Genomic DNA, 25,617 nt, shown 5'->3' on the forward strand with positions numbered 1-25,617 from the left:
CTTTCTTCGGGGAGGAGGGGCCGCCGGGCGGTCGCCCGGCGGCCCCGGGGGATCAGGAGGGGTCGAGGGCGGAGACCACGGCGTCGCCGAAGGATGTGGTCGTGGCGGTGCCGCCCATGTCGGGGGTGACGGTGCCGGCGGCGACGGTGCGGTTCACGGCGTCGTCCACGAAATCGGCGGCCTGCAGCAGCGTCGGGTCGTCGTGCTTCCCGGCGAGCCAGCGCAGCAGCATCGTCGAGGACAGGATCATCGCGATCGGGTTCGCCTTCCCCTGCCCGGCGATGTCTGGGGCGCTGCCGTGGGAGGCCTGCGCCATGGCGTGCTGGTCCGAGGAGTTGATGGACGGCGCGATGCCGAGGGAGCCGGCGATCTCGCCGGTGAGGTCCGAGAGGATGTCACCGAACATGTTCTCGGTGACGATCACGTCGAACTCCTGGGCGCGGCGCAGGAGATGGACCGTGGCGGCGTCGATGTGGAAGTCGTCGAGCCGCACCTCGGGGTACTGCGCGGCGATCTCCCGGCACACGTCGCGGAAGAGCCCCGTGGTCAGCTGGAGCACGTTGGCCTTGTGCACGATCGTGACGTGCTTGTCCCGAGTCATGGCCAGGCGGAACGCCTCGTGGGCGATCCGCTCGGTGGCGGCCCGGGTGATGATGCCGTGCATGATCGCGACGTCCGGGGTGGGCATCATCTCGCCCGTGCCGGCGAAGGTGTTGCGGTCCGCGTAGAAGCCCTCGGTGTTCTCGCGGACGATCACGAGGTCCGTGGCCTGGTTCAGCGAGGAGCTTCCGGCGATCGCCTTCGCGGGCCGGATGTTCGCGAAGAGGTCGAAGTGCTTCCGGATGGTGCCGGAGGGGTTGAGGCCCGCGTTGAAGGGGGCGGGGTAGGAGACGCTGTCGTGGGGGCCGAGCAGCCAGCCGTCGACGTCCTTCAGGGTCTCGAGGGTCTCCTCCGGGACAGGGCGACCGTGGGTGTCGATTGCCTCGCGTCCCAGCGGCAGCTCGATCCAGTCGACAGCCGGGGCGCCGGCCGCACGGAGGCCGGCGTCGAGGGCGCGGGCGGCGACGGGGACGATCTCGGGGCCGATGCCGTCGCCGAGGAGGAGTCCGAGGCGGTAGGTGGTGGTCATGGTGTGTCCTTTCATGGTGTCGCGGCAGGCGCCGCAGGAGGGGGAGGGGTCAGAGGGAGATCGGGATGGTTCCGGTGACGACCTGCATGAGGATGAAGGCGAGGCTCGCGAGCACCGCCCAGGGGATGACGTGCCGCTGGAGGTCGCCGAGCTCGGCCTTGAGCAGGCCGAGGAGCACCCAGAGCGGGGCGGAGGTGGGACCGGCCATGTGCAGGATCTGGGAGACGACGGCCGCGTGGGCGGTGGTCATCGGGTCCACCCCGTACGAGGAGGCGGACTCGGCGAGGACCGGCACCACGCCGAACATGAACGCGTCGTTGGACATGAAGAAGCCCAGCGGGATGGAGATCAGGGCCGTGAACAGCGGCATGAGGCCGCCGAGCTGGTGGGGGACGATGCTCAGGACGGCGTCGGCCATCGCGGTGATCATCCCGGTCTCCGAGAGGATGCCGGTGAAGACGCCGGCCGCGAGCACGAGCATCACGACGGGGACCGCGCTGGTGGCGTGCCGCTTGATGAGCTCCGCCTGGTCCTCGAGGCGCGGGTGGTTGACGAACAGAGCGATGACGAACCCGCCGATGAACAGGACCTGCAGGGGCGCGACCCCCATGACCAGCAGCACCATGAGCATGACGGTGAGGACGGCGTTGGCGTACATGCGCCAGCCGACCTTCGTGCGGGGCTGGTCCCGCTGCTCGGCGATCTCCGCGCGCAGTGCGGCGACAGCATCCGGGTCGACGTGCCTGCGCTGGCCGAGCCCGAGCACGAAGGCGATGAGCAGCACGGTCGCGGAGGTGAGGACGAGCGAGGGGACCAGGTCCACGAGGTAGGTGGTCGGGTCCAGGTGCAGCACGCTGATCGCACGGGTCGCCGCGCCGCCCCAGGGGGTGGTGCCGGAGATCAGACCCAGGGAGATGATCGCGACGGTGCCGATCACCAGCGGGTTGATCCCAAGCCTGCGGTAGATGGGCAGGAAAGCTGAGCAGATGATCATGTAGCTGGTGGTGCCGTCACCGTCGAGAGCGACGATCATGGCGAGCAGGGCGGTGCCCACGCAGATCTTGACCGGGTCGCCGCCGGAGACGCGGACGATGAGGTTCGAGACGGGGTCGAACAGCTTGTTGTCCATCATGACCCCGAAGTACAGGATCGCGAACAGCAGCAGCACGGCCGTGGGGGCCACGGTCTCGAGGCCTGACATGACCATGTCCGGCAGCTGGAGGCCGAACCCGGCGATGACGGCGAACAGCACGGGGGCCGCGATGATCGCGACGAAGGCGCTGGCCCATTTCCGGATGACGGCGACCATGAAGGCCGCGAGGGTGGCGAAGCCGAAGACGGCGAGCATCGTTGCTCCTTCTCGTGGAGAGGACTGTGGTTCCCGGCGCTGGGTGCTCGAGGACGGAGGAGGTCGTCGAGCAGCGAGCACTGTTATAACACAAGAATCGGCGACGACGGAAGGGATGTCGCTTCTCAGGGGCTTGACCTGGGACGAAAGGTCGTTGCTGACGGAGGGTGGCAACCGAACGCACGCGCTGGGGCGCGTGGGTTATAACGCCGCGGGCCGCTCTGCGCCGATCAGGATCCGTCGGTTCGGTCAGCCGTCGAGCTTGCGGATCGCCGTGACGGCGAGGCTCGTGTCGATGTGCTCGAGCATCACCTGGGAGGCGGCGTCCGCGTCACGTGCGGCGATGTGCTCGACGAGCAGCCGGTGCTCCTCGTCCTTGCGGTCGCGCGCCTCCTGACCGCGGTCCTCGGTGCGCAGGGCGAGCAGGCGGTAGCGATCCGCTTGGTCCCACAGCCGGTCCAGTACGGAGATGAGGAGGTCGTTCTGCGAGGCGCGGTAGATCGCGGCATGGAAGCGCCGATGCATCATCAGCTCCTCCAGATCGGGGTTCACGGAGAGCGCGGAGAGGCCGTCGGCCGCGGCGCGGATCTCGGCCAAGTCAGCGTTCGAGCGCCGCTCGGCCGCGAGCCCGGCGGCCAGCGGGTCCAGGGAGCGCCGCACCTCGAGCAGGTTCCGGGCGTCGTCGATCCGCATGGGCCGCACACGGGCGATCTGCCGGTCGCCGAAGTCGATGAGTCCCTCGCTCGCGAGGCGCCGGAGCCCCTCGCGCAGGGGTGTTGTGCTCACGCCGATCTCGGCGGCGAGCTCGCGCTGGGGGATGACCGTCCCCGGCGTCATCTCCCCGGAGAGGATCTTGTCGCGGATGCGCACGTAGGCGACATCGGCCTTGCTCTCGCCTGCCATGCTGCCGGCCCCTTCCCCTGCGACGTCGTCGGTCAACCTTACCGAGGTCGCGGAGGGATCTGAGGCTCCCGCCTGCAGGCGGGGCCGCGGCAACCATCGGCCCGCCCACTACCGTGGCCCCATGGAGACCAGTCCCGCGACCACCCCCTTCACCCCCGGTTTCGGGCTCACGCCGCGGGTGCTCGCCCTGCAGGGCTCCCCGGTCGAGGAGTTCGCCGAGGCCCTCGCCGGGCGTCGCGCCGCCGGGGAGCGCTCCGTGCTCATCGCGGGCGCGCGCGGCGTGGGCAAGACCGTGCTGCTCAGCCAGCTGCGGGACGCGGCCGCGCTCGCCCACTGGCGGACGATCGTGCTGCACACCTCCTCCACCTCGATGGTCGAGGAGCTGCGCGGATCGGCGGCGGACCTGCTGCGCGAGCTGGACCCCGACGCGGAGCAGGTGCGCGCCACCTCCGCCGAGGGCGGCGCCTTCGGCGTCCGCGCCGGGGGCGACGTCGAGTACGTGGACCGCTACGCGGGGGAGAAGGTGCCGCTCGGGCGGCTGCTCGACCGCCTCGCCGCCCTGCTCACGAGTGCGGGCGGCGGCCTGCTGGTGAGCGTGGACGAGGTGCAGTCCGCGGACCGCGACCAGCTCCACGAGGTCGCCCAGCACATGCAGGACCTGATCGGCGAGGGGCACGGTGCGGGCTTCGTCGCCGCGGGCATCCGCGCCGGGGTCGACGAGCTGCTCGCCCACCCCGGCACGACCTTCCTGCGCCGCGCGCACCGCGTGGACGCCGGCTCCGTGGACCTGGGCACCGCGGCGGAGGTCATCCGCCAGACCGTCGCGGACACGCCTCGTTCGATCACCGTCGAGGCCGCGGTGCGGGCCGGGGAGATCTCCCAGGGCTATCCGTACCTCATCCAGGTGATCGGTGCGGAGGCCTGGTCCCGTGCCGGGGACGCGCAGGTCATCGAGGTGGAGGACGTCGAGGCGGCCCGCGCGGCGGCGGTGGACGCGATGGTCGTCAACGTCCACGGCCCCGCCCTGCGGGACGTGACCGGCCGGCGCCTGGACTACCTGCTCGCCATGCTCGAGGACAACGGCCCGAGTGCCGTCGCCGACGTCGCCGCGCGGCTGGGCCTCGAGGTGGGCGCCGCGAACGCGCACCGCAGCCGGCTGATCCGCGAGGAGCTGCTCGAGGTGCCGGAGACCGGCCGGGTCGCCTTCGCCCTCCCGTACCTGCGCGAGGCGCTCGAGCGGGTCCGGGAGACCGGCTCGACCCGCCGCGTCGCCGCCCCGGCCCGGGTGGCCCGGCCGGTGCGGCGACCGCGCAGCTGAGGCGCACGGCCCGCTGTTCACGGGAGGACACACGGGAACAGGGGACCCGGCGCCGGAGTTGGGCCCGGCATGACGACACAGGACAACACCCCCTCGACCATCAGCACCCTCGGCATCATCGGCGCGGGCAACATCGGCAGCCAGGTGGCCCGTGCGGCCATCGGTGCCGGGTACGACGTCGTGATCGCGAACTCCCGCGGGCCCGAGACCCTCGCGGACCTGGTCGCGGAGCTCGGCCCGAAGGCCCGCGCGGCGAGCGCCGCGGAGGCCGGCGAGGCCGGTGACGCGGTCGTCGTGACTGTGCCGCTGCACGCGATCTCGCAGGTCCCCGTCGAGCCGCTCGCGGGGAAGATCGTGCTGGACACGAACAACTACTACTGGGAGCGGGACGGTCGCATCCCCGCCCTCGACGCCGGCGAGACCACCACCTCCCAGCTGCTGCAGGAGCACCTGCCCACCGCGAGGGTCGTGAAGGCCTTCAACCACATCCCCGCCGCGGACATCACGACGGACACGGCGCCCGCGGGCACCCCGGGCCGTCGGGCGCTCGCCGTCTCGAGCGACGACCCGGAGGCGGTGGCCGTCGCGACCCGCCTCTACGACGAGCTGGGCTTCGACGCCGTGGACGTGAGCCCGCTGAGCGAGTCGTGGAGGGTCGAGCGGGACCGTCCCGCCTACGTGGTGCGCCAGACCGCCGAGGAGCTCCGCGCGAACCTGGACTGGGCGAACCGTCTGCCCTGAGTCTGCGTACGATCGTCCCCATGAGCTCGTCCACCCCCACCCTGCGTCGTCGCAGCTGGGCGCTCTGCGCGCTCTTCCTGCTGCCCGGGCTGTCCCTCGCCGCCTGGGTGACCCGCACCCCGGAGGTGCGGGACCTGCTCGGCGCCTCGACCGCCCAGATGGGACTGGTGCTCTTCGGGCTCTCGCTCGGCTCGATGGCCGGGATCCTCTCCTCCGGGCCGCTCGTCATGCGGCTGGGCACCCGCCCGGTCGCGCTCACGGGCTCCGCGCTCGTCGTGATCGCCCTGCCGATCATCGCCCTCGGCGCCGTGACCGGTCTGCCCTTGCTCACCGGCGCCGGGCTCGCCGTGTTCGGCGCCGGCGTGGGCGGCGGCGAGGTCGCCATGAACGTCGAGGGAGCGGAGGTCGAGCGCCTCGGCGGGCGCTCCTTCCTCCCCGCCCTGCACGGCTCCTTCAGCCTCGGCACCGTGATCGGCGCGGGCCTCGGCATCCTCGCCAACGCCGTGAGCTTCCCCGTCATCGCCCACCTGGGCCTCACCGCCGTCGTCGGCGCCGGTCTGCTGCTGTGGGCCGCTCCGGCGATCCCCGCGGGCACCGGCCGCACCACCCCCGAGGAGCGGGAGGCGCAGGCCGCCGCCCCGAAGGTCGCGCTGCTGGGCGACGTGCGGCTGCTGTTCATCGGCGGCGTGGTGCTCGCCATGGCGCTCGCCGAGGGCACCGCCAACGACTGGCTGCCGCTCGTCATGGTGGACGGCCACGGCTTCGGCGCGACCATGGGCTCGACCGTGTTCGCCCTGTTCGCGGCCGCGATGACCGTGGGCCGCTTCTCCGGCGGGCCGCTCGTCGCGCGCGCCGGCCGGTCCCGGGTGCTCATGGTCAGCGCCCTCTTCGCCGCCCTCGGCCTCGCGCTCATCTCCTTCGTGGACAGCCAGGCGGTCGCGGTGCTGGCCGTCGTGCTGTGGGGCCTCGGCGCCTCGCTCGGCTTCCCGCTCGCGCTCTCCGCTGCCGGCGACTCGGGCCCGAACCCCGCCGCACGCGTGGCCCTCGCCTCCACGATCGGCTACCTCGCCTTCCTCGTCGGCCCGCCCACCCTGGGCCTGCTCGGCGAGCACGTGGGCCTGCGCGGCGCCCTCGTGGTCCCGCTCGTCGTGGCGCTCGTCGCCGCGTTCCTCGCGCCGTCCACCGCGGCGCGCCCGTCGGCCGCGCCCGCGGAGCCCGCCGCGGAGCCCGCCGAGCGGATCTGATCCACCCCGTCGCAGGTCAGGAGGGCATGTCCGACGGGTCGATGCCGAGGAAGTCCAGGCAACGCTCCACGAGCTCCGCGTTCGAGGCGGCGCGCGTGCCGTCGGGCAGGGTGAGCGTGTCCTCGAGACCGATCCGCGTACCGAGCCCCATCTCGAGGGCCAGCAGCGTCGCCGTCCACGTGGACCGCTCCTCCCCGTGCAGCAGCACCGGCGGGCGCCTCGGCGCCGCCGCGAGCTCCACGAGCACCGCCTCCGCCGCCGGCCGGATCTCCCCCGCGGGGAGGTCCGGCAGCTCCACGAGCGCCCGGTGGCAGCCCGGGGCGAGCGGGGACCGCGCCCAGGCGCGCGCCGCCGCCGGGGACCACAGCCCCGCCTCGACCTCCACCCCGCGCTCGAGGAGCAGATCGGCCAGCTCGTCGGCCCCCTCCTCGTGCCAGTTCACCGAGACCAGATCCGGCAGCGCCTCCCACGACCGCACCTGCGCGAGCCGCTCCTCGGGGGAGCCCGCCGCCCAGGCGCCCGTCGTCAGCCCGATCCGCACCCCCGGCAGCGCCGCGCGGAAGGCGTCGAGCCAGCGGGCGACGTCCTCCGCGCGCAGGGAGTCCCGGCCGCCGGGCCGCTTCGCGTGCACGTGCACCTCGCCCGCGCCGGCGGCGATCGCGCGGGCGGCGTCGGCCGCGACGATCGCCGGATCCGCGACCAGGGCGGGATGGTCCTCGGGGTTGCGGGCGCCGTTCACGCAGACCGTCAGCAGCATGCGCCGAGCGTAAGGCCCGGGAGCGCGCGGGACGATGGCGGGCGGCGACCGCTCGGCCTACGGTGGAAAGCCCGGGCGAGGAGGCCCATGACCCAGTACCCCGTGCTCAGCTGCACCGCGATCGACGCCCGCGAGCCCCGCGCGCTCGCCGAGTTCTACCGGGTCCTGCTGGGCCTGCACTACCGCCCCGGCGACGAGGCGCCCCCGCCCCCGCAGGCCGACGACACCGCCTGGATCGTGCTGCTCGACGACGACGATCGTCGCGTGCTCGCCGTCCAGGGCAAGCCGGACCTGCGCCCCTCCACCTGGCCCAGCGAGGAGGTGCCCATGCAGCTCCACATGGACTTCCGCGTGCCGGACGCCGCCGCGCTCGAGACCCAGCGCGCCCGCGCGGAGCGGCTCGGCGCCCGCCTGCTCATGGATCGCAGCGCCGATCCCCATGAGCCGCTGCACGTCATGGGCGACCCCGAGGGGCACCCCTTCTGCCTCCTCGTGGGCTGAGCAGGGAGACCCTCCCCGGTCCGCGACCGACGGGTAGGGTGGCCGCCGCCGGATCCCCGCCCCGGCGGGAAGTGAGCCTCGGTGTACCTCGCTCTGAACGTCCTCGGCGTCGCCGTGTTCCTCGGCCTCGGCTGGCTGTTCTCCAAGGACCGCCGCGGCATCCGCTGGAAGTCCGTGGGCCTCATGGTCGCGCTGAACATCGTCATCGCCTGGTTCCTCACGAGCTTCCCCGTCGGCCGGGCCGTCGTGCGCGCCGCGGCGGACGGCTTCGCCTGGCTCGTCGCGATCGCCTACGAGGGCATCAGCTTCGCCCTCCAGGACTGGGTGGGCCCCACCGGCGTGGACCCCGCCCCCGTGAACTTCGTGGTCAGCGCCCTGCTGCCGATCCTGCTGATCGTCCCGCTGTTCGACATCCTCAGCTACATCGGCTTCCTGCCCTGGCTGATCCGCTGGGTGGGCCGCGGTCTCAGCTTCGTGACCCGACAGCCGCGCTTCGAGACCTTCTTCGCGGTGGAGATGATGTTCCTGGGGAACACGGAGGCCCTCGCCGTCTCCCGCGCGCAGCTGAAGCACATGTCCGCCCAGCGCACCGTCACGATCGCCATGATGTCGATGAGCTGCGTGACCGCCGCCCTGATCGGCGCCTACACGCAGCTCGTGCCGGGCGAGTTCGTGCTCACCGCCGTGCCGCTGAACTGCATCAACGCGCTGCTCGTGGCGAGCCTGCTGTTCCCCGTCGAGGTCCCCGCGGAGGAGGACGTGATCGTCGGCGTGGGCGCCGTCGAGAGCGACACCCCGCAGGCCGCGACGACCGGGGCCGACGTCGCCGCGGCGGACGGCGCCGCCGTCGGCACTGCTGCGGACGCCTCCGACGCGGGGCCGACGGAGCCGACGGGGCCGTCGAAGCCCGCGAAGCCCGAGCGGGAGCCGTTCTTCTCCTTCCTCGGCGACTCGATCCTGGGCGCGGGGAAGATCGTGCTCATCGTGCTCGCGAACGTCATCGCGTTCGTCGCGCTCGCCGGGCTCGTCAACCACCTCCTGGGCCTCATCCACTCGGGGCTGTCGCTGCAGGCGATCCTCGGGATCGTGCTCTTCGTCCCGGCGATGCTGCTGGGCCTGGACCCCGCGACCGCGACCGAGGTCTCGCAGATGATGGGCCTCAAGCTCGTCACCAACGAGTTCGTCGTCATGGGGCAGATCACCGGGGAGGTCGCCGGCTACGACCGTCACCACCAGGCGGTGCTCACGGTCTTCCTGACCTCGTTCGCGAACCTCTCCACGGTGGGCATGATCATCGGCGCCTTCAAGGGGCTCGTGGACCGCGAGAAGAACGACCTCATCTCCCGCAACGTGGGGCGGATGCTGCTCGCCGGCATCCTCGTCTCGCTGCTCTCCGCGGCGCTCGTGGGGCTGTTCGTCTGGTGACCCACTGGGTGAACAGCAGCTGCTGATCACCCAGCGGTGATCGCCCCTGCGTCGGCCGGGTCGTGGCGACGGTCCGCGCCGCCGCGCCGCGGGCGGCTGTCCCGGGTCTACGCCGGGACGGACGACGACGAATGGGGTCGCCTCGCGCAGCTGCGGGAGATCACGGCGCGCGAGCTCGGCTGAGCCGACGGGGGAGGCGCGGCGTGTTCGCCGTCGACGGGCCCACACCCCTTCCCTAATACCCTTAGGGGGTATAGCTTCGCGGCATGGACGCACAGCGGAGGATGCCGTCGGAGCACGCGGAGCACGCGGAGCACGCGGAGCACGCGGAGCACGCGGAGCACGACTCGCACGCAGGTCACGACATGCCTGCCGGTCATGACATGCACGCCGGGCACGACATGCATGCGGGTCATGACATGCACGGAGGGCATGGCGGACACGGAGGGCACGGCGACCATGTCGGCCGGTTCCGCCGGCTGTTCTGGATCATGCTCGTCCTCGCGGTGCCCGTCGTCGGCCTCTCGCCGATGTTCGCGGACCTCCTCGGCTACACGATCCCGGGCGTGCCCGGTCTGCGCTGGGTCGCGCCGCTGCTCGGCACCGTGATGTACGCCTGGGGTGGCCGGCCCTTCCTCACGGGCGCCGCCTCGGAGCTGCGCGCCCGTCGCCCCGGGATGATGCTGCTCATCGCGCTCGCGATCACCGTCGCGTTCCTCGCCTCCTGGGGCGCCACGCTGGGCCTGCTCCACCACGAGCTCGAGTTCTGGTGGGAGCTCGCCCTGCTCATCGTCATCATGCTGCTGGGCCACTGGATCGAGATGCGCTCCCTCGCGCAGACCTCCTCCGCGCTCGACTCCCTCGCCGCCCTCCTGCCCGACGAGGCCGAGCGGATCGAGGGGGAGCGGGTCGTCCCCGTGAGCCCCGCGGATCTGCGCCCCGGTGACCTCGTCCTCGTGCGGCCCGGCGCCGCGATCCCTGCCGACGGCAGCGTCGCGAGCGGCCGCGCCGAGGTCGACGAGTCCATGGTCACCGGCGAGTCCCGCCCCGTGGAGCGCTCCGCCGGGGACAGGGTCGTCGCGGGCACCGTCGCGACGGACTCGAACCTGCGCATCGAGGTCACCGCGACCGGGGAGGACACGGCGCTCGCCGGGATCCGCCGGCTCGTCGCCGAGGCCCAGGCCTCCACCTCGCGCGCCCAGCGCGTGGCGGACGCGGCCGCCGCCTGGCTGTTCTGGTTCGCTCTCGGCGCGGCCGTGATCACCGCGATCGTCTGGTCGCTGCTCGGCATGCCCGACGAGGCCGTGATCCGCACGGTCACCGTGCTCGTCATCGCCTGCCCCCACGCCCTGGGCCTCGCGATCCCGCTGGTCGTCGCCATCGCGACCGAGCGCGCGGCCCGCGGCGGCGTGCTCGTCACCGACCGCCTCGCCCTCGAGGCGATGCGCACCGTGGACACCGTGCTCATGGACAAGACCGGCACCCTCACCCGCGGCGAGCCCGCCCTCACCGAGGTCCTCGCGGCGTCGGGCGCCGGGCTCGACGAGCCGCAGCTGCTGGCCCTCGCGGCCGCCGCGGAGGCGGAGAGCGAGCACCCGCTCGCCCGCGCCGTCCTCGAGCGCGCCGAGCGCGACGGCCTCGCGGTCCCGGCGGGCACCGACCGCAGCTCGACCCCCGCGCTCGGCGTGAGCGCCCGCGTGGACGGGCACGAACTCCGGGTGGGCGGGCCGCGCCTGCTCGAGGAGTCCGGGCTCGACCCGCTGCCCGGCACCGCCGCCTGGCGGGAGGAGGGCGCGATCGTCCTGCACGTTCTGCGGGACGGGGAGGTCGCCGGGGCCCTGCGGCTCGCCGACGCCGTGCGCGAGGAGTCCCGTGAGGCGGTCGAGGCGCTGCACGCCCTCGACATCGAGGTCGTCATGATCACCGGTGACGCGCGCTCCGTCGCTGAGCGCGTGGGCGCGGAGCTCGGGATCGACCGGGTCCTCGCCGAGGTGCGCCCCGAGGACAAGGAGCAGGCGGTCGCCTCGCTCCAGGCCGAGGGGCGGAGGGTCGCGATGGTGGGCGACGGCGTGAACGATGCCCCGGCCCTCGCCCGGGCGGACGTCGGCATCGCGATCGGCGCCGGGACCGACGTCGCGATCGCCTCCGCCGGGGTGGTGCTCGCGAGCTCCGACCCGCGCTCGGTGCTCTCCGTCATCGCGCTCTCCCGCGCCGCCTATCGCAAGATGCGCCAGAACCTCTGGTGGGCGGCGGGCTACAACCTGCTGTCCGTGCCGCTCGCCGCGGGGGTGCTCGCCCCGGTCGGGTTCGTCATGCCGATGTCCGTGGGGGCGCTGCTGATGTCCGCCTCGACCGTGGTGGTGGCGCTGAACGCGCAGCTGCTGCGGCGCCTGGACCTGCGTCCCGCCGCGGGCGTCGCCGCCGCCCTCGCGCGCCGGTGACCACGGAGCGGGGTGTCGCTCACCGGTGGCTGGGGCGCGCGTCGCTCGAGGGTGGTCGGGATGGCCGGTGCGGCCGGCGCGGTGGGTGGGGCGGCGAGGCTCCAGGAGTGGTCGCGAAACGAGCCATGGCCGTCGCGAATCGATCGCCGGCGGCGTCACGGCGAACGGCTCGTTTCCGCGCCACGTCTGGAGCGTGGTGACACCCCCACCTGACCAGCGCGCCAGCCCGTCCGGTGGTGGGGGCCCCACGGGTTGACCAATACCCCCTAGGGGTATAAATTGCTCCATGGGCGGGAATCCAGGAGGGGTTCCCCGCATGATCGTCGAAGGAGGCCCACGATGGCTGCACAGGAGTACCAGGTGACCGGGATGACCTGCGGGCACTGCGAGATGTCCGTGCGCGAGGAGGTCGGCGAGATCCCCGGCGTCACCGACGTCCAGGTGAGCCACCAGACCGGCAGGCTCGTCGTCACCGCCGAGTCGCCCCTCGAGGACACGGCCGTCATCGGCGCCGTCGAGGAAGCCGGCTACACCGCCGTCCCCGCCTGATCGGCGCTGCCTGCTCGGCACGCCCCGACCTCGCACCCCACACCGCACCCCTACGCACAGAAGGACAGGAGCACCATGGACAGCCGCGCCCCGCTCATCGCCGACTCCGGCATCGAGCTCGAGATCGGCGGGATGACCTGCGCCTCCTGTGCGAACCGGATCGAGCGCAAGCTCAACAAGCTCGACGGCGTGAGCGCCACGGTCAACTACGCCACCGAGAAGGCGAAGGTCACCGCGCCCAGCGGCTACGACCCGCAGCTGCTCGTCGCCGAGGTCGAGAAGGCCGGGTACACCGCCGCCCTCCCCGCGCCCCCGGCGCCGGAGGCCGACGACGCCGCGGAGGCGGAGGACCCCGAGCTGCGGTCCCTGCGCCAGCGGCTCATCGGCGCGGCCGTGCTCACCGTGCCCGTCATCGCCCTCGCGATGATCCCCGCCCTGCAGTTCGAGTACTGGCAGTGGCTGTCCCTCACCCTCGCCGCCCCCGTCATCACCTGGGGTGCCTGGCCCTTCCACAAGGCCGCGCTGACCAACCTCCGCCACGGCGCCGCCACCATGGACACGCTCATCTCGATGGGCACCTCCGCGGCGTTCCTGTGGTCCCTCTACGCACTGTTCCTCGGCACCGCCGGCATGCCCGGCATGACCCACGGCTTCTCCCTCACGATCGCGCCGTCGGACGGCGCCGGGAACATCTACCTCGAGGTGGGTGCCGGCGTCACCCTGTTCATCCTCGCCGGCCGCTACTTCGAGAAGCGCTCCAAGCGGCAGGCCGGCGCCGCCCTGCGGGCCCTGCTCGAGCTCGGCGCGAAGGACGTCGCCGTGCTGCGCGACGGCACCGAGGTGCGCGTGCCCACCGCGCAGCTCGCCGTCGGCGACGAGTTCGTCGTGCGCCCCGGGGAGACCATCGCGACGGACGGCGTCGTCGTCTCCGGCACCTCCGCCGTGGACGCCTCGATGCTCACCGGCGAGTCCGTCCCCGTCGAGGTCGGGGAGGGGGACGCCGTCACCGGCGCGACCGTCAACGCGGGCGGCCGGCTCGTGGTCCGCGCGACCCGGATCGGCTCCGAGACCCAGCTCGCGCGCATGGCGAGGCTCGTCGAGGACGCCCAGACCGGCAAAGCCGAGGTGCAGCGCCTCGCGGACCGCATCTCCGGCGTGTTCGTGCCGATCGTCATCGCGATCGCCCTGGTCACCCTCGGCGCCTGGCTGATCGCCGGGTTCCCCGCGAGCGCCGCCTTCACCGCCGCCGTCGCCGTGCTCGTCATCGCCTGCCCCTGCGCCCTCGGCCTCGCCACGCCCACCGCCCTGCTCGTCGGCACCGGCCGCGGCGCCCAGCTGGGCGTGCTCATCAAGGGCCCCGAGGTGCTCGAGTCCACCCGCGCGGTGGACACCGTCGTCCTCGACAAGACCGGCACCGTCACCACCGGCCGCATGACCCTCACCGACGTCGTCACCGCACCCGGCACCGACCGCGCCGAGGTGCTGCGCCGCGCGGGCGCCCTCGAGCACGCCTCCGAGCACCCCATCGCCCGCGCGATCGCCGCCGGCGCCGCCGAGGAGGCCGGGCCCCTGCCCGAGGTCACCGGCTTCACGAACCTCGAGGGCCGCGGCGTGCGCGGCACCGTCGAGGGCCACGAGGTCACCGTGGGCCGCGCGAGCCTGATCGACGCCTCCGCCGCCGGCCTCCCCGATGATCTCGCCGCCGCGAAGGCCGACGCCGAGGCGCAGGGCCGCACCGTCGTCGCCGTCGCCTGGGACGGCGCGGCCCGCGGCCTGCTCGTCGTCGCCGACGCCGTGAAGCCCACGAGCGCCGAGGCGATCCGCGGCCTGAAGGACCTGGGCCTCACCCCCGTGCTCCTCACCGGCGACAACACCGCCGTCGCCCGGCAGGTCGCCGCCGAGGTCGGCATCGAGCAGGTCGTCGCCGAGGTGCTCCCCGAGGACAAGGTCGACGTCATCACCCGGTTCCAGGGGGAGGGGAAGGTCGTCGCGATGATCGGCGACGGCGTCAACGACGCCCCCGCCCTCGCCCAGGCGGACCTCGGCCTCGCGATGGGCACCGGCACCGACGTCGCGATCGAGGCGGCCGACGTCACCCTCGTGCGCGGCGACCTCCGCAGCGCGGTCGACGCGATCCGCCTCTCCCGCCGCACCCTGCGCACCATCAAGGTGAACCTCTTCTGGGCCTTCGCCTACAACGTCGCGGCGATCCCGCTCGCCGCGCTGGGCCTGCTGAACCCGATGCTCGCCGGCGCCGCCATGGCGTTCTCGAGCGTGTTCGTGGTGGGCAACAGCCTGCGCCTGCGCGGCTTCCGCTCCGTCATCCCGCGCTGAGCGACGGGGCCGACGGCAGGACCCAGCTGGTGCGCTGATCCTCCGTGCCCGGCGGCGCTGCGCTCAGCCCTTCTCGAGGTGCTCCTCGATGAGCGCGGAGACCTGCGCCGGGCGGTCCTGGTTCGCGTTGTGCGCGGCGCCCGCGACCACCTCGAGCCGCACCTGCGGGTCCCGCTCCGCGAGGCGTCGCAGGGCCGTGGCGATGTTCCCCGAGCGGTCGCGCTCGCCGAGGACCGCGAGCACGGGCACGGGGAGCCGGTAGGCGGGATCCGGGGTCAGCGCCTCCCGCCAGAAGTCCGTGACCTCCGCGAAGGCCTCCCGGCCGATGGCCTCGAGCCGCTGCCGCACGTAGGCGCGGGTGGCGGGCTCGGCGCCGCAGGCGCGCGCGGAGGCGGCGAGCGTCCAGCCCCACGGCAGCGACCGCAGCACCGGGCCCGTGCTGCGCAGGGCGAGCACGTCGCCGCGGCGCAGCGGGCCGTGGTTGTCCGTGCAGTCCACGAGCACGGCGCGGCGCGCGAGGGCCGGGTCCCGGGCGATCAGGGTCTGGGCGAGGTTCCCGCCGAGCGACTGGCCCACGAGGGTGACGTCGGCGCCGGCGAGAGGAGCGAGCAGCGCCTCGATGTCCGCGAGCGCCGCGCCGTAGCGGAACGGGCCCGCGACGGCCGAGCGCCCGTGCCCGGGCAGGTCCGGGCAGAGCACTCCCACCCCCGGCGGCAGGGCCTCGACCTGGGCGTCGAACATGGCGCCGTCCATGCCGGCCCCGTGCAGGAGCACCACCCAGCGACCGTCGGCCGATTCCCGCCTGCGCACGTGCAGCGCCGCCATCGGATCCCCCTGCCCTCGTCGGGCCCGGCCGGGCCCTGCGCCGAGCCTAGCGAGCGCCGCGCGGGAGCCGGGCGGCCACCTGGTCCACGACGAGGAAGGCGAGCAGGCCCAGGCCGATCATGGGGAGGAACAGACCGATCGCGACGGCGACAGCGGCGACGGCGAGCACGCTCCACCAGGGCGCCGCGCGCAGCGCACCCCGGGCGGGTATGCGGCCGGGGCGCGATCCCCGGCCCCGCTGCCACCACATGACGTAGCCGGTGACGACGACCCCCGCGATGCCGAGCGCGACGGCCGCGACCACCAGCTGGTTGACGAGCCCGAACAGGGTGCCCATGTGCAGGTCCACGCCCCAGCGGGCGAGCTTCGCCATGAGCGGGTAGTCCGCGAAGTCCGCCCGGTCCACGACCTCGAGGGTCGCGGGGTCGATCGCGACGGCGTCCACCTGGGTGGGGTAGCTGCGGTGGATCTCCTGGACCACCCAGGCGGTGCCCGGGGTCTCGGACGGGCGGATCTCCACCTGCGTGGAGCCGATGCCCGCCTGCCGCGCGGCCGCGAGCACCCGGTCGTAGGTCGCAGGGGAGTCCTCGCCCCTGTCCATCCCTGCCATGTCACCCATGCCCATGCTGCTCATGTCCATGTCGCCCATGCCCGCGCCGTGCCCGGCGTGGCCCTCGTGCGCGGCGTGCTCACCGGCACCCGATCCGCTGCCGGTCCCGTCCAGGGCGGTGTCCACCGCGGGCGCCGTCCAGTCGAGCGCCCCGCGCAGGGCCGTGACGTTCGCGCCCGCATGCGCGGACCACGTGATGCCGGTGGCGGAGAGGAACAGCATGCCGAGCGCGAGCACCACTCCGGCGGGGGCGTGCCAGGAGAGCGTGCGGCGCCGCCCCGGTGCGCGCAGCCGCGGCCGGGTGACCGCGGCGCGGGTCGCCGGGCGGCGCGCCCGCGCGATCCACAGGCCGATCCCCGCGACCGCGACCACCCCCAGCCAGGAGGCCGCGAACTCGCTGTACAGCCGGCCCGCCTCCCCGAGGTGCAGGTTCCGGTGGAGCTGGTCGGTCCAGGTGCGCAGCGGCAGCGCGCCGCTCGTCCCGTACACGGTGAGATCGCCGCGGATCTCCCCGCTGCCGGGATCGACGAAGATCCCGCGGGACTCGCTCTCGCCGAGACCGTCCCCGGCGAGCATGACGCGGGTCGTGTCCCCGGGTGACGGGGCGGGGCGCACGGCGACCACGTCGCTCTCCCCGGCGTAGGCCGTGGCGGCGGCGACCTGATCGGCGAGGGGGAGCGGCGCACGGGCGGAGGGGGCGGTGAGCTCGTGCGCGTACACCGCACGCTCGAGCGGGGTGGACAGGGCGTAGAGGGCGCCGCTCAGGGCGACCATGATCAGGAACGGACCCACCACGATCCCGGCGAGTGTGTGCAGCCGCAGCAGCAGCGGCACGAACCAGCGGGGACGGGCAGGGGGACGGGGTGATGGCATGGCAGGACCTCGTGTCGGAGGAGGGAGAGCAGGGCAGGCTCCCGCCCGTCGGCCGGGTCACGGAGACCCCGGCCGGCGGGCGGGAGGTGGAGCGGGAGCGGCGTCAGGCGAGCACGGACTGGCCCAGGTACTCGCCCTCGGCGCAGCCCGGCGGGATCGCGAACACCGCGGAGCCGATCGGGGTGGTCCACTGGTTCAGCAGGTCCAGCTCCGCGAGGCGCCGCTGGATGGGCACGAACTGCCCCTCGAGATCCGCCTGGAAGGAGCAGAAGATCTGCCCCGCCTCGGAGATCGCGTCCGAGCCCGCGGGCGGCGGCACGTCGTAGTGGAACGGCCGGCGGAAGATCTCCTGGTGCTCGCCGTCGTCCACCCCGTTCGCCCGCCGCATGTGCGCGAACTCAGCGATCCGGGAGAAGCCGTTCTCGGTGAGCGCGGTGAAGTCCGCGTCATCCGTCTCCTCGGTCCCGGTGAGCGGGGCGCCCGTGTCCAGGCGCGTGCCCACGGCCTCCTCCCGTGCGGTGCGATCGGCCTCGTCCCAGGTGTCGAGGTCCATCCGGATCCGGCGGATCACCATCGAGGTGCCGCCCGCGAAGGGACCTTCCGGGATCCACACGATCCGGGAGAAGTCCTCGCTGCCGAGCGCCGCGTTCGCGGAGCCGTCGAGCTGCCCGAAGAGGTTCCGCTGCGTGGTCGCGGGCCGCTGCACGCCGTGCGCGCGGCGGAACCCGTGCTGGATCCAGCGCACGGTCGTGAACGAGCGAGCGTCCTTCAGCAGCATCCGCACCGTGTGGGACAGGGTGACGGGGTCATCGGACCCCACCTGCAGCAGCAGGTCCCCGTCGCAGAACGCGTCCTGGAGCTCGTCGATGTCGAAGGCCGGGAGCGGGGCGAGCCACGAGGGCACCTCCCGCTCCGCCCGCCGCAGCAGGCCCGGGCCGAACCCGGCCGTCACCGTGAGGTGGGCCGGGGCGGTGACCATCTCCGGCTCGACGTCCGCGAGCGGCGCCTGCCCCGCGGTGAGGCGGGCGGCGTCGTCGGTGAGCAGCCGCAGCAGGCGCAGCACCCCGTCCCGGTCCACGCCGTCGCGCAGGTCCAGGGCGAGGAACGTGGCGTGGGCCTGCGGCTCCGTCTCCACGCCCGCCTGGTGGGCGCCGTGGAAGGGGAGCGTCCCTGCGCCCATGAGCGCGGGCTCGGCGGGCGCGGCGGGGGTGGTCGCTCCGCGGGCGGGGCCGACGGCCCGGTCCAGGAGCGCCCCCGCGGCGCCGGCCCCCACGAGCCCGGCCCCGGTGGTGCCGGCGAGCAGGAGCCGGCGCCGGCCGCGGTCCGCGGTGTCCTGTGGCGCAGGCGCGTCGCGGCGGGTCACTCGTCGCTGCCGTCGGAGGGGCTGTAGTTCTCCTGCGCCCCCGCGAAGTCCTTCACGGTCGCGGTGACGGGCAGCTCGGCGCCGCCCGCGAAGTGCAGGGTGACGTCCACGGCGTCCCCGGCGAGCAGGGGCGCGGTGAGGTCCATGAGCATGATGTGGTCCCCGCCCGGCTCGAGCCGCAGCTCGCCGCCCGCGGGGATCGCGAAGCCGCCCTCCCTCTCCTTCATGCTCATGCCGCCGGAGCCGTCGGCGTTGGTCTCGTGCAGCTGGACCATGCCCGCCGCGGAGGACGCCGCGCCCACGAGCGTCACGGCGCTCGACGAGGCGTTGGAGAGGGTGCCGAACAGCCCGGACATGCCGGACTCCACCGCTTTCACCCACGCGTCGGCGAGGGAGAGGGTCGCGGTGTCGACGGCGTCGGTGGCGCCGTCCGAGGCGGAGGAGCCGGTGCCGCCGCCGTCGGAGCCGGCGTCGTCGGAGCCGCCGGCGCTGCAGGCGGCGAGGGGGAGGGCGAGCGCGCCGAGCAGGGCCGCGCGCCGCGAGAGGGACGAGCGGAGAAGGGTCGGGGGCAGGGTGGTGCGAGACATGGGAGTCCTTCGGTGAGGGCCGGGCTCGCGCGGTCACCGGGCTCTGCGCCGTCGGCGTCGCACCTGGGGGTGCGTCGCCGCCCATCCGCAGGGCCGTGGGGCCGACGGGGACCGTCGGCGCGGCGACCTGCAGGGCAGGGGCAGGCAGGGATGACCGGGGGAGGTCCCGGTGCGGGGCGCGGAGGAGTGTGCTCCGCGCGTGATCGTCCGCGTGCCGCCGAGCAGCACCCGCGACACGGGGTCGGGGGCGCGAGGGGAGGGCCCGTGGGCCCGGGCTCAGGCGGCGAGGAGCAGCGGGGGACCCCGCAGGACCTGCTCGGAGAGGACGGCCCGCTGGGCGTGGTCGAGGTGCGTGAGATCCGGGACCGGGCGCGGCCGGGCGGCCGGCACGAGCACCGGCGCGGCAGGCGCGGGGAGGCGGCCCAGTACGCGGATCAGGCGCCGGGCGGCCCCGAAGGCGCGGAAGAGGAAGCGCTCCCCTCGGTGCAGGAGCACCGTGGTGAGCAGGCCGGCGAGCACGTGGCCCAGCAACATCCGCGGGTCCATGACGAGCCCGTGCGCGGCGTGCGTGGAGGCCGTGCCGCCGATCTGGGCGAGGTGCCCGGCGTGCGTGCTCGCGGCCGTGCCGGCCGTGGTGAGCGTGTGCTGGTGGTGGTAGAGCTGCGATCCGGGCGGGTCCACCATCGTCACCGTGCCGCTGCCACCGGTGGTGACGACGAACAGGGCATGGAAGAGGGCCTGGCTGCCCAGCACCGCCGCGCTCAGGCGCAGCAGGGAGAAGCGGGAGCCGGCGAGCACGGTGCACGCGGTGACCGCGAGCCACCAGGTGATCGCGATCCCGAGCAGCGCGGGCAGCTCGCCGCCGCCCAGGAGGTGACCCGTGAGCGCCACGGCGGTCGTGACCGTCGCCGCGGCCGCGCCCCGCACGAGGCGCAGGGGCTCCCGGCTCGAGGTCATGGCGTCCATTCTGCCCCGGTGTCGCACGGCCCTGCCACCATGGCGCCATGACCTCGCCCTCCCCGCGACTCACCCTCGACGCCCCCGTGCCGGGCGACCTCGAGGACCTCCACCGGATCTACTCCGACCCCCGCACCTGGACCCACCTGCCGAGCGGCCGCTTCGCCGGCCCCGCCACGACCCGGGCGGCGCTCGCGCGCTGGATCGAGGACTGGGAGCGCGAGTGCCTCGGCGCCTGGGTCGTGCGGGAGGACGGCACTGTCGTGGGGCACGGGGGCTGCGCGGTGCGAGGCGGTGCCTTCTGGAACCTCGGCTATCGCTTCGCCCCGGAGGCGCAGGGCCGCGGCCTCGCCACCCAGGTCGCCCGCGCCGCCGTGGACGCCGCCCAGGAGCGGAGGCCCGAGCTGCCCGTGGTCGCCTACCTCCTCGAGCACAACGCCGCCTCCGCCGCCGTGGCGCGCAAGGTGGGGCTCACGCTGCGCCACCGCGCCCCGGACGCCGGGAACCCGGATCCGACGGCGATCCGGCTCGTCATGGCCGATCGGGAGCTCAGCGAGCAGGAGCTCGCCGCGACCCTGCGCTGAGCCCGGACCGCGCCCGCGGCAGCGCGCCGCGGAGAGCGCCATCGGGCGATCATCAGCCCGAGCGCGGGCTCGGACCACCGTCAGTGGCCGGAGGGGACCCATCAACGGAGAGGCTGACGCCCCCACTCGCCACTGGAGAAACCGAGTGACGAGCGAGGCGACGCGCGGCGGCCCGGCGCGTCACCGCCAGAGGAAGCAGTGCTCGACCCCGCTCGGCGCGGTGACCTTCTCGATCGTGAAGCGGCCTGCGAGATCCTCCGGGGAGTCCCACAGCTTCAGCCCCTCGCCGTACTCGAGCGGGGCGATCGCCACGTGCATGTCGTCGATCAGATCCGCATCGAGGAACTGCCGCACGGTGCTCACGCCGCCGCCGATCCGCACGTCGAGCCCGCCCGCGAGCTCCCTCGCGAGGGCGAGCGCCTCCTCCGGTGTGCCGCTGACGAAGTGGAAGGTCGTCTCGCCCACCTGCAGCGGCTCCCTCTCATGATGGGTGAGCACGACGACGGGGGTGTGGAACGGCGGCTCCTCGCCCCACCAGCCGCGCCAGCCGTCGTCGGTCCACGCTCCGCGCTGCGGGCCGAACTTGTGTCGGCCCATGATCTCCGCACCGATGCCGTGCGCGAAGTCCCGCGTCAGGTAGTCCTCGATGCCGCGGGAGCCCTCCGGGTTCTCCATGCCCGGGAAGCTCGCCGTCGTGAAGGCCCAGGCCATCAGCTGCATCGGGTCGACATGGCCGAAGGGCCGCTCGAGGGTCTGCTCCGCACCGGCGCCGATGCCGTCACGGGAGACGCCGAAGTTCTGGACGCGCACGCGCTGTGCCATGGGAGGTCCTCTCGCCGAAGGGTGGGCCCATGCTCCTCCGCGTCGGCGCCCGTGTCACCGCCTCCGGGTGGCCTGGATGCTCAGAAGCTGTGCTCGGGCCGGGGAAGGACCCGCCCCGCGCCACCTCGTCGAAGGCCCGCGCCGCGCCGGCGAGCGCGCCCCGCAGGTCCGCGAACTGCTTCACGAAGCGGGCAGCCGTCCCGAGTCCAGGCCGGCCATGTCCGGCCACACGAGCACCTGCCGCTACGCCTGGCTCCGGTTCGACGAGCTCGACGGCCGCCGCTGAGCGGCAGCGCAGGGGAGCCCGGTCCTGCCGGGTCCGCGGGTCAGGCGTCCGGGGTGGTGGGCGCCGCGTGCTCGCGGGCCCGGCGGATCCCCGAGGTCACGGCCGCGCGGACCACGAAGTAGAGGATGACGAAGAAGATCGCGAGCCCCACCGCGTAGGCGAGCAGGGGGAGCAGGATGATGAGCACCTCGTACCCGCCGAGTCCGGTGTATTCCATCGTCAGAGCCTAATCGCGGAGGGCCTGCTCCGGGGCCGGTTCGGGGAGGGTGCTCGGTGCGGGAGGCTGCTGGTGCGCGATCAGGGCAGGATCCGGCGTCGGGTCCGTCGGCATCACCTGCCTCGTCGGACCGCCATGCCGGTTCATCACCGCGACGGCGACGATGACGAGCGCGCCGAGCACGAAGATCAGCAGCAGCACGAGCATCGAGGGGTCCCACGGTGTGGAGAGGCCGACGGGCATCAGCCCGGAGTCGGGATCGCTCATGGCTCTGCCTCCAGTTCTGCTCGGGGACCCGTGCGGCGCGCACGGAACAGGACCGGCGGCGTCTGCGGCCCGTCCATTCGGGACAAGGTAGCGGGAACCGGGCGGAGCGGACGAGCGGATCCCGCCGCCGAGACAGAGCCGAGACCTTCGGTGGTGGAGAGGTGGATCGGAGTGACCCTGCCCGGACCTCAGCGGCGGAACTCGCCGGGGAGGAGCCGCAGCGCCTCAAGGACCCGGGGCGAGACGCCGGTGAAGGTGCCTGCCTCGAAGAGCGTCACCCCGGCGAGGTCCTCGTGGGCGATGTCGAGGCCAGGCGTCCTTGCACCTCGACCTCCGCGATCCAGCGACACGCCAGATCCCGTGGACGCCGACGTGCCGGGAGGTGGACATCGGCCGATCACACCACGATGGGCGGCGCCGCGCCACCGGCGGGACTCGTCACCGGGATCGTGCTCAGAGCTCCACGGTGCACCCGAGTGAGAGGTCCTGTGCGTTCATCCCACGGATCCCCCAGTTGACCTTCGGCGTCTCGACGATGGTGATCTCCACGCTGTGCGGTCGGATGCCGGTCCCGTCCTCGCTGCGGCGGAAGAGCTCGCTGATGAGCTGTCGCTTCGCGGCTCCGACGCGCCGTGACGTGGTACGGGAAGCTGTTCGAGGAGAGGAGGACGATCAGCTCCTCACGGTTCCCATCGCGGGGAGCGAGCAGCCGCAGCGAGACGGTCGGGGCGGTGGCGTCGTTCATCGGGTCACGGCAGGACGGGCCTTTGTCCGGCCAACGGGGCACCATGGGGTGATGGAGTCTTCCCAGCAGGATCTCGTGCCGCCCGGTGACCGGGCCGCGCAGCTCGCGGAGCGGCGGGCTGCAGCGCGCGCGCAGCTCGAGGAGATCGAGCAGGAGCTCGTCGCGCTGCGCCGCACCCGCGAGGGCGAGGCGGACGACGACGAGCACGATCCCGACGGGGTGCCGCTCTCGGCGCAGTGGTCGCGCCTCGAGGGGCTGCGCCTCGCCCGCCTCGACGCGCTCGCCGGGATCGACGAGGCGCAGGAGCGGCTGCGCCGCGGAGAGGACGGCCGCTGCGCCCGCTGTGGAAAGCCGATCGCCCCGGCCCGCCTCGCGGTGCGCCCCGAGGCGACGACCTGCATCGACTGCGCCGATCTCGTCGACTGAGCCGACCGGTCAGCGACCGGTGCTCCTGCACCGAGGCCTCCGGGGGAACCCTGGGCACCGATGCTCGCGGAGCGCCAGGGGGCGGGGCATGGCAACACCCGGTCAACCTTGTCCTGATCAGGCGCGTCAGAGCATCATGGGGGGATGAGCGAGCCCAGCGTGACGATCCCGCCGATCCAGCCGATCCCCGAGGGGCTCGCCGAGCGCGCGGCGCTCCTGGGCGGCCCCGAGGGCACCCTCACACCGGAGGGGATCCGCGGCTTCGTCGCCGAGCAGCTCGCCGGTCAGGACCTCGACGGCAAGAGCGTCTGCCTGATCATCCCGGACGGCACCCGCTCCGTGCCGCTGCCGCTCGTCCTGCCCGCGATCCACGAGGCGCTCGCCGGCCGCGCCGCCTCCGTCACCGTGCTCATCGCGCTCGGCACCCACGCCGCCATGAGCTCGGAGGCGATCGACGTGCTGCTCGGCTCCACCGAGCGCGGCGCCGCGGCGACCTACCCCGGCTGGGAGGTCGTCAACCACGCCTGGCACGACCCCGCGCAGATCGCGGACCTCGGGGAGATCCCCGCGGAGCGCATCGCCGAGCTCACCGGGGGCCTGCTCACCGACGTCCCCATGCGCGTGCAGATCAACCGGCTCGTCGCCGAGTCCGACGTCAACCTCATCGTGGGTCCCGTGTTCCCGCACGAGGTCGTCGGCTTCTCCGGCGGCAACAAGTACTTCTTCCCCGGCTGTTCCGTGCACGACGTCATCGACATCTCCCACTGGGTGGGGGCGCTCATCACCGCGAGCCGCATCATCGGCACCCTCGGCATTACACCCGTGCGCCAGCTGATCGACGCCGCGAGCGAGCTCATCCAGGCGGAGAAGCTCGCCTTCACGATGGACGTGAAGGAGGGCGGGGCGGATCTCGGCGCGATCGCCTTCGGCGACCCGCAGGCCGCGTGGGCCGCGTGCGCGAAGATCTCCGCGCAGACCCACATCACCTACGTCGAGAAGCCGTACCGGCGGATCGTCGCGATCGTGCCGGAGATGTACGACGACATGTGGACCGGCGCGAAGGGCTTCTACAAGTCCGAGCCCGTGTGCGCCGACGGCGGCGACGTCATCATCTACGCCCCGCACATCACCGAGGTCGCCGCCATGCACCCGGGGATCCGCGAGATCGGCTACCACAACATCGAGTACTTCACGAAGCAATGGGACCGCTTCGCCGGCCACCCCTGGGGCGAGCTCGCGCACTCCACGCACGTGACGGGCCTGGGCACCTACGACCCGGAGACGGGGGAGGAGAAGCAGCGCGTGAACCGCTACTTCGCGACCTCCATCAGTGCGGAGGAGTGCGCCGCGCACAACGTGCTCTACCAGGATCCGGCCGCCCTGGACCTCGACGCCCTGCGCGAGGATCCGGAGACGCTCGTCATCGACCACGCGGGTGAGGTCCTGTTCCGTCTCGCATCGGAGAAGGAGGGCGTGTGAGCGCCGCCGCGACCACCGCCCCGACCCTCACCCCGGACGCGCTCACCGGCGAGGCGCTCACCCTCGCGGACGACGTCGCCGCGCAGCTCTGCGGCGTGCGCCGCCTCGGCGTCGCCTACTCCGGCGGCGTGGACTCCGCGACCCTGCTCGCCCTCGCCGTGCGCGCCCTGGGCAGCGAGAACGTGGTCGCGCTGCTGGGCGTCTCCGCGTCCCTCGCCCGCCGCGAGCACCGCCTCGCCCTGCGCACCGCGCAGGAGATCGGCGCGGAGGTCGTCGAGATCGCGACCGCGGAGATGGACAACCCCGAGTACGCGAAGAACGACGCCGCTCGGTGTTTCCATTGCAAGGACGAGCTGTTCACCCGCATCGACGAGGAGATCGTCGCCGCCCACGCGCTGGACGCCGTCGCCTACGGCGAGAACGCGGACGACGCCACCCGCCACGACCGCCCCGGCGCCGGTGCCGCCACCCGCCACCGGGTGCTGCGCCCCCTCGCGACCGCCGGTATGACGAAGGCCCAGGTGAGGGACGTGGCGCGCGGCCTCTCGCTGAGCGTCGCGGACAAGCCCGCCGCCCCCTGCCTCTCTTCCCGGATCCCCTTCGGCCAGGCCGTCACCCCGGAGAAGCTGCGCCAGATCGACGAGCTCGAGGACGCCGTGTTCGACGCCGGCTTCAGCGACTGCCGCGTGCGCCACCACGGCGACGTGGCCCGCATCGAGCTGCCCACCGGCGAGCTGCCCCGCGCCGTCGAGCCCGCCGTCCGCGCCGCCCTCGTCGCCGCCGGCCGCTCCGCCGGGTTCCGCCACGTCACGATCGACCTCGAGGGCATCCGCTCGGGCCTGTTCGCGCTGCAGGTCGTGCGGCGGGACGATGCCTGACCGGGGGA

Annotated in this window: 26 protein-coding genes and 2 pseudogenes; 13 read left to right on the forward strand and 15 right to left on the reverse strand. The window is 73.6% G+C overall.

Annotated features, from left to right (window positions below):
* Window positions 1–52: 52 nt before the first annotated feature.
* The 3 genes from ABD080_RS04910 to ABD080_RS04920 all read right to left on the reverse strand — a co-directional run bounded on the left by ABD080_RS04910 (window position 53) and on the right by ABD080_RS04920 (window position 3,380).
* Window positions 53–1,129, reverse strand: coding sequence for an isocitrate/isopropylmalate dehydrogenase family protein (locus ABD080_RS04910; protein WP_343903840.1), 1,077 nt, complete (start codon window positions 1,127–1,129; stop codon window positions 53–55).
* Between the two features lie 49 nt (window positions 1,130–1,178).
* Window positions 1,179–2,558, reverse strand: a complete 1,380-nt coding sequence (locus ABD080_RS04915) for a CitMHS family transporter (RefSeq protein ID WP_343903841.1) — start codon at window positions 2,556–2,558, stop codon at window positions 1,179–1,181.
* Window positions 2,559–2,726: 168 nt separating this feature from the next.
* Window positions 2,727–3,380 (reverse strand): GntR family transcriptional regulator, encoded by a 654-nt coding sequence (locus tag ABD080_RS04920; protein ID WP_343903842.1) that lies wholly within the window; start codon window positions 3,378–3,380, stop codon window positions 2,727–2,729.
* A 121-nt stretch (window positions 3,381–3,501) separates the two neighbouring features.
* On the opposite strand from ABD080_RS04920, the gene ABD080_RS04925 reads away from it, so the two are divergent.
* The 3 genes from ABD080_RS04925 (at window position 3,502) to ABD080_RS04935 (ending at window position 6,683) form a co-directional block, all read left to right on the forward strand.
* Window positions 3,502–4,698 (forward strand): ATP-binding protein, encoded by a 1,197-nt coding sequence (locus ABD080_RS04925; RefSeq protein WP_343903843.1) that lies wholly within the window; start codon window positions 3,502–3,504, stop codon window positions 4,696–4,698.
* Window positions 4,699–4,797: 99 nt separating this feature from the next.
* The gene (locus ABD080_RS04930) at window positions 4,798–5,439 is read left to right on the forward strand and encodes an NADPH-dependent F420 reductase (protein ID WP_343904641.1); all 642 of its coding nucleotides are present in this window, start codon (window positions 4,798–4,800) and stop codon (window positions 5,437–5,439) included.
* A 20-nt stretch (window positions 5,440–5,459) separates the two neighbouring features.
* The gene (locus ABD080_RS04935; protein ID WP_343903844.1) at window positions 5,460–6,683 is read left to right on the forward strand and encodes an MFS transporter; all 1,224 of its coding nucleotides are present in this window, start codon (window positions 5,460–5,462) and stop codon (window positions 6,681–6,683) included.
* A 16-nt stretch (window positions 6,684–6,699) separates the two neighbouring features.
* Here ABD080_RS04935 and ABD080_RS04940 read toward each other — a convergent pair whose 3' ends face one another.
* Complete coding sequence (locus tag ABD080_RS04940; RefSeq protein ID WP_343903845.1) at window positions 6,700–7,440, reverse strand: 3-keto-5-aminohexanoate cleavage protein; 741 nt, start codon at window positions 7,438–7,440, stop codon at window positions 6,700–6,702.
* Between the two features lie 87 nt (window positions 7,441–7,527).
* Between ABD080_RS04940 and ABD080_RS04945 the strand changes: the two genes are divergently transcribed.
* The 6 genes from ABD080_RS04945 (at window position 7,528) to ABD080_RS04970 (ending at window position 14,690) form a co-directional block, all read left to right on the forward strand.
* Window positions 7,528–7,941 carry a VOC family protein gene (locus ABD080_RS04945; RefSeq protein ID WP_343903846.1) on the forward strand — a complete coding sequence of 138 codons (414 nt, stop codon included), beginning with the start codon at window positions 7,528–7,530 and terminating at the stop codon, window positions 7,939–7,941.
* Between the two features lie 81 nt (window positions 7,942–8,022).
* Window positions 8,023–9,366, forward strand: coding sequence for a NupC/NupG family nucleoside CNT transporter (locus ABD080_RS04950; RefSeq protein ID WP_137769421.1), 1,344 nt, complete (start codon window positions 8,023–8,025; stop codon window positions 9,364–9,366).
* 36 nt (window positions 9,367–9,402) lie between these two features.
* Complete coding sequence (locus ABD080_RS04955; RefSeq protein ID WP_343903847.1) at window positions 9,403–9,549, forward strand: hypothetical protein; 147 nt, start codon at window positions 9,403–9,405, stop codon at window positions 9,547–9,549.
* 101 nt (window positions 9,550–9,650) lie between these two features.
* Window positions 9,651–11,807 (forward strand): heavy metal translocating P-type ATPase, encoded by a 2,157-nt coding sequence (locus ABD080_RS04960; RefSeq protein ID WP_377827292.1) that lies wholly within the window; start codon window positions 9,651–9,653, stop codon window positions 11,805–11,807.
* Window positions 11,808–12,146: 339 nt separating this feature from the next.
* The gene (locus ABD080_RS04965; protein ID WP_137769424.1) at window positions 12,147–12,356 is read left to right on the forward strand and encodes a heavy-metal-associated domain-containing protein; all 210 of its coding nucleotides are present in this window, start codon (window positions 12,147–12,149) and stop codon (window positions 12,354–12,356) included.
* Window positions 12,357–12,431: 75 nt separating this feature from the next.
* The gene (locus ABD080_RS04970) at window positions 12,432–14,690 is read left to right on the forward strand and encodes a heavy metal translocating P-type ATPase (protein ID WP_343903848.1); all 2,259 of its coding nucleotides are present in this window, start codon (window positions 12,432–12,434) and stop codon (window positions 14,688–14,690) included.
* A 63-nt stretch (window positions 14,691–14,753) separates the two neighbouring features.
* Here ABD080_RS04970 and ABD080_RS04975 read toward each other — a convergent pair whose 3' ends face one another.
* The 5 genes from ABD080_RS04975 to ABD080_RS04995 all read right to left on the reverse strand — a co-directional run bounded on the left by ABD080_RS04975 (window position 14,754) and on the right by ABD080_RS04995 (window position 19,905).
* Window positions 14,754–15,515, reverse strand: a complete 762-nt coding sequence (locus tag ABD080_RS04975; RefSeq protein WP_343903849.1) for an alpha/beta fold hydrolase — start codon at window positions 15,513–15,515, stop codon at window positions 14,754–14,756.
* A gap of 46 nt (window positions 15,516–15,561) precedes the next feature.
* Complete coding sequence (locus ABD080_RS04980) at window positions 15,562–16,998, reverse strand: PepSY-associated TM helix domain-containing protein (protein WP_343903850.1); 1,437 nt, start codon at window positions 16,996–16,998, stop codon at window positions 15,562–15,564.
* Between the two features lie 103 nt (window positions 16,999–17,101).
* Entirely contained in the window at window positions 17,102–18,361 is a 1,260-nt protein-coding gene (locus tag ABD080_RS04985) for a Dyp-type peroxidase (RefSeq protein WP_343903851.1), read from the reverse strand.
* Window positions 18,358–18,948 carry a copper chaperone PCu(A)C gene (locus ABD080_RS04990; protein ID WP_343903852.1) on the reverse strand — a complete coding sequence of 197 codons (591 nt, stop codon included), beginning with the start codon at window positions 18,946–18,948 and terminating at the stop codon, window positions 18,358–18,360. The genes ABD080_RS04985 and ABD080_RS04990 overlap by 4 nt, the downstream gene beginning before the upstream one ends.
* A 276-nt stretch (window positions 18,949–19,224) precedes the next feature.
* On the reverse strand, window positions 19,225–19,905 hold the full coding sequence (locus tag ABD080_RS04995) for a hypothetical protein (protein ID WP_343903853.1): 681 nt from the start codon (window positions 19,903–19,905) through the stop codon (window positions 19,225–19,227).
* A gap of 47 nt (window positions 19,906–19,952) precedes the next feature.
* Here ABD080_RS04995 and ABD080_RS05000 point away from each other — a divergent pair, with 47 nt between their 5' ends.
* Window positions 19,953–20,489 (forward strand): GNAT family N-acetyltransferase, encoded by a 537-nt coding sequence (locus ABD080_RS05000; RefSeq protein ID WP_343903854.1) that lies wholly within the window; start codon window positions 19,953–19,955, stop codon window positions 20,487–20,489.
* A gap of 180 nt (window positions 20,490–20,669) precedes the next feature.
* On the opposite strand, the gene ABD080_RS05005 is transcribed toward ABD080_RS05000, so the two are convergent.
* From ABD080_RS05005 to ABD080_RS05030, 6 genes and pseudogenes are all read right to left on the reverse strand, one after another.
* The gene (locus ABD080_RS05005) at window positions 20,670–21,311 is read right to left on the reverse strand and encodes a dihydrofolate reductase family protein (protein WP_343903855.1); all 642 of its coding nucleotides are present in this window, start codon (window positions 21,309–21,311) and stop codon (window positions 20,670–20,672) included.
* Window positions 21,312–21,405: 94 nt separating this feature from the next.
* Window positions 21,406–21,551: pseudogene (locus tag ABD080_RS05010) on the reverse strand (3-methyl-2-oxobutanoate hydroxymethyltransferase); the annotation flags it as partial.
* Between the two features lie 86 nt (window positions 21,552–21,637).
* Complete coding sequence (locus ABD080_RS05015) at window positions 21,638–21,814, reverse strand: hypothetical protein (protein WP_343903856.1); 177 nt, start codon at window positions 21,812–21,814, stop codon at window positions 21,638–21,640.
* Between the two features lie 9 nt (window positions 21,815–21,823).
* Window positions 21,824–22,081 carry a hypothetical protein gene (locus tag ABD080_RS05020; protein ID WP_343903857.1) on the reverse strand — a complete coding sequence of 86 codons (258 nt, stop codon included), beginning with the start codon at window positions 22,079–22,081 and terminating at the stop codon, window positions 21,824–21,826.
* Window positions 22,082–22,269: 188 nt separating this feature from the next.
* Complete coding sequence (locus ABD080_RS05025) at window positions 22,270–22,431, reverse strand: hypothetical protein (protein ID WP_343903858.1); 162 nt, start codon at window positions 22,429–22,431, stop codon at window positions 22,270–22,272.
* Window positions 22,432–22,534: 103 nt separating this feature from the next.
* Window positions 22,535–22,705, reverse strand: a pseudogene (locus ABD080_RS05030) (tautomerase family protein); the annotation flags it as partial.
* A 172-nt stretch (window positions 22,706–22,877) separates the two neighbouring features.
* On the opposite strand from ABD080_RS05030, the gene ABD080_RS05035 reads away from it, so the two are divergent.
* The 3 genes from ABD080_RS05035 to larE all read left to right on the forward strand — a co-directional run bounded on the left by ABD080_RS05035 (window position 22,878) and on the right by larE (window position 25,609).
* On the forward strand, window positions 22,878–23,252 hold the full coding sequence (locus tag ABD080_RS05035; RefSeq protein WP_137769434.1) for a TraR/DksA family transcriptional regulator: 375 nt from the start codon (window positions 22,878–22,880) through the stop codon (window positions 23,250–23,252).
* Window positions 23,253–23,396: 144 nt separating this feature from the next.
* Window positions 23,397–24,731 carry a lactate racemase domain-containing protein gene (locus tag ABD080_RS05040; protein WP_343903859.1) on the forward strand — a complete coding sequence of 445 codons (1,335 nt, stop codon included), beginning with the start codon at window positions 23,397–23,399 and terminating at the stop codon, window positions 24,729–24,731.
* The gene (gene larE, locus ABD080_RS05045; RefSeq protein ID WP_343903860.1) at window positions 24,728–25,609 is read left to right on the forward strand and encodes an ATP-dependent sacrificial sulfur transferase LarE; all 882 of its coding nucleotides are present in this window, start codon (window positions 24,728–24,730) and stop codon (window positions 25,607–25,609) included. Before ABD080_RS05040 ends, larE begins: the two co-directional genes overlap by 4 nt.
* Window positions 25,610–25,617 lie beyond the last annotated feature (8 nt).

The sequence above is a fragment of the Brachybacterium rhamnosum genome (assembly GCF_039526185.1).
GTDB lineage: Bacteria > Actinomycetota > Actinomycetes > Actinomycetales > Dermabacteraceae > Brachybacterium > Brachybacterium rhamnosum.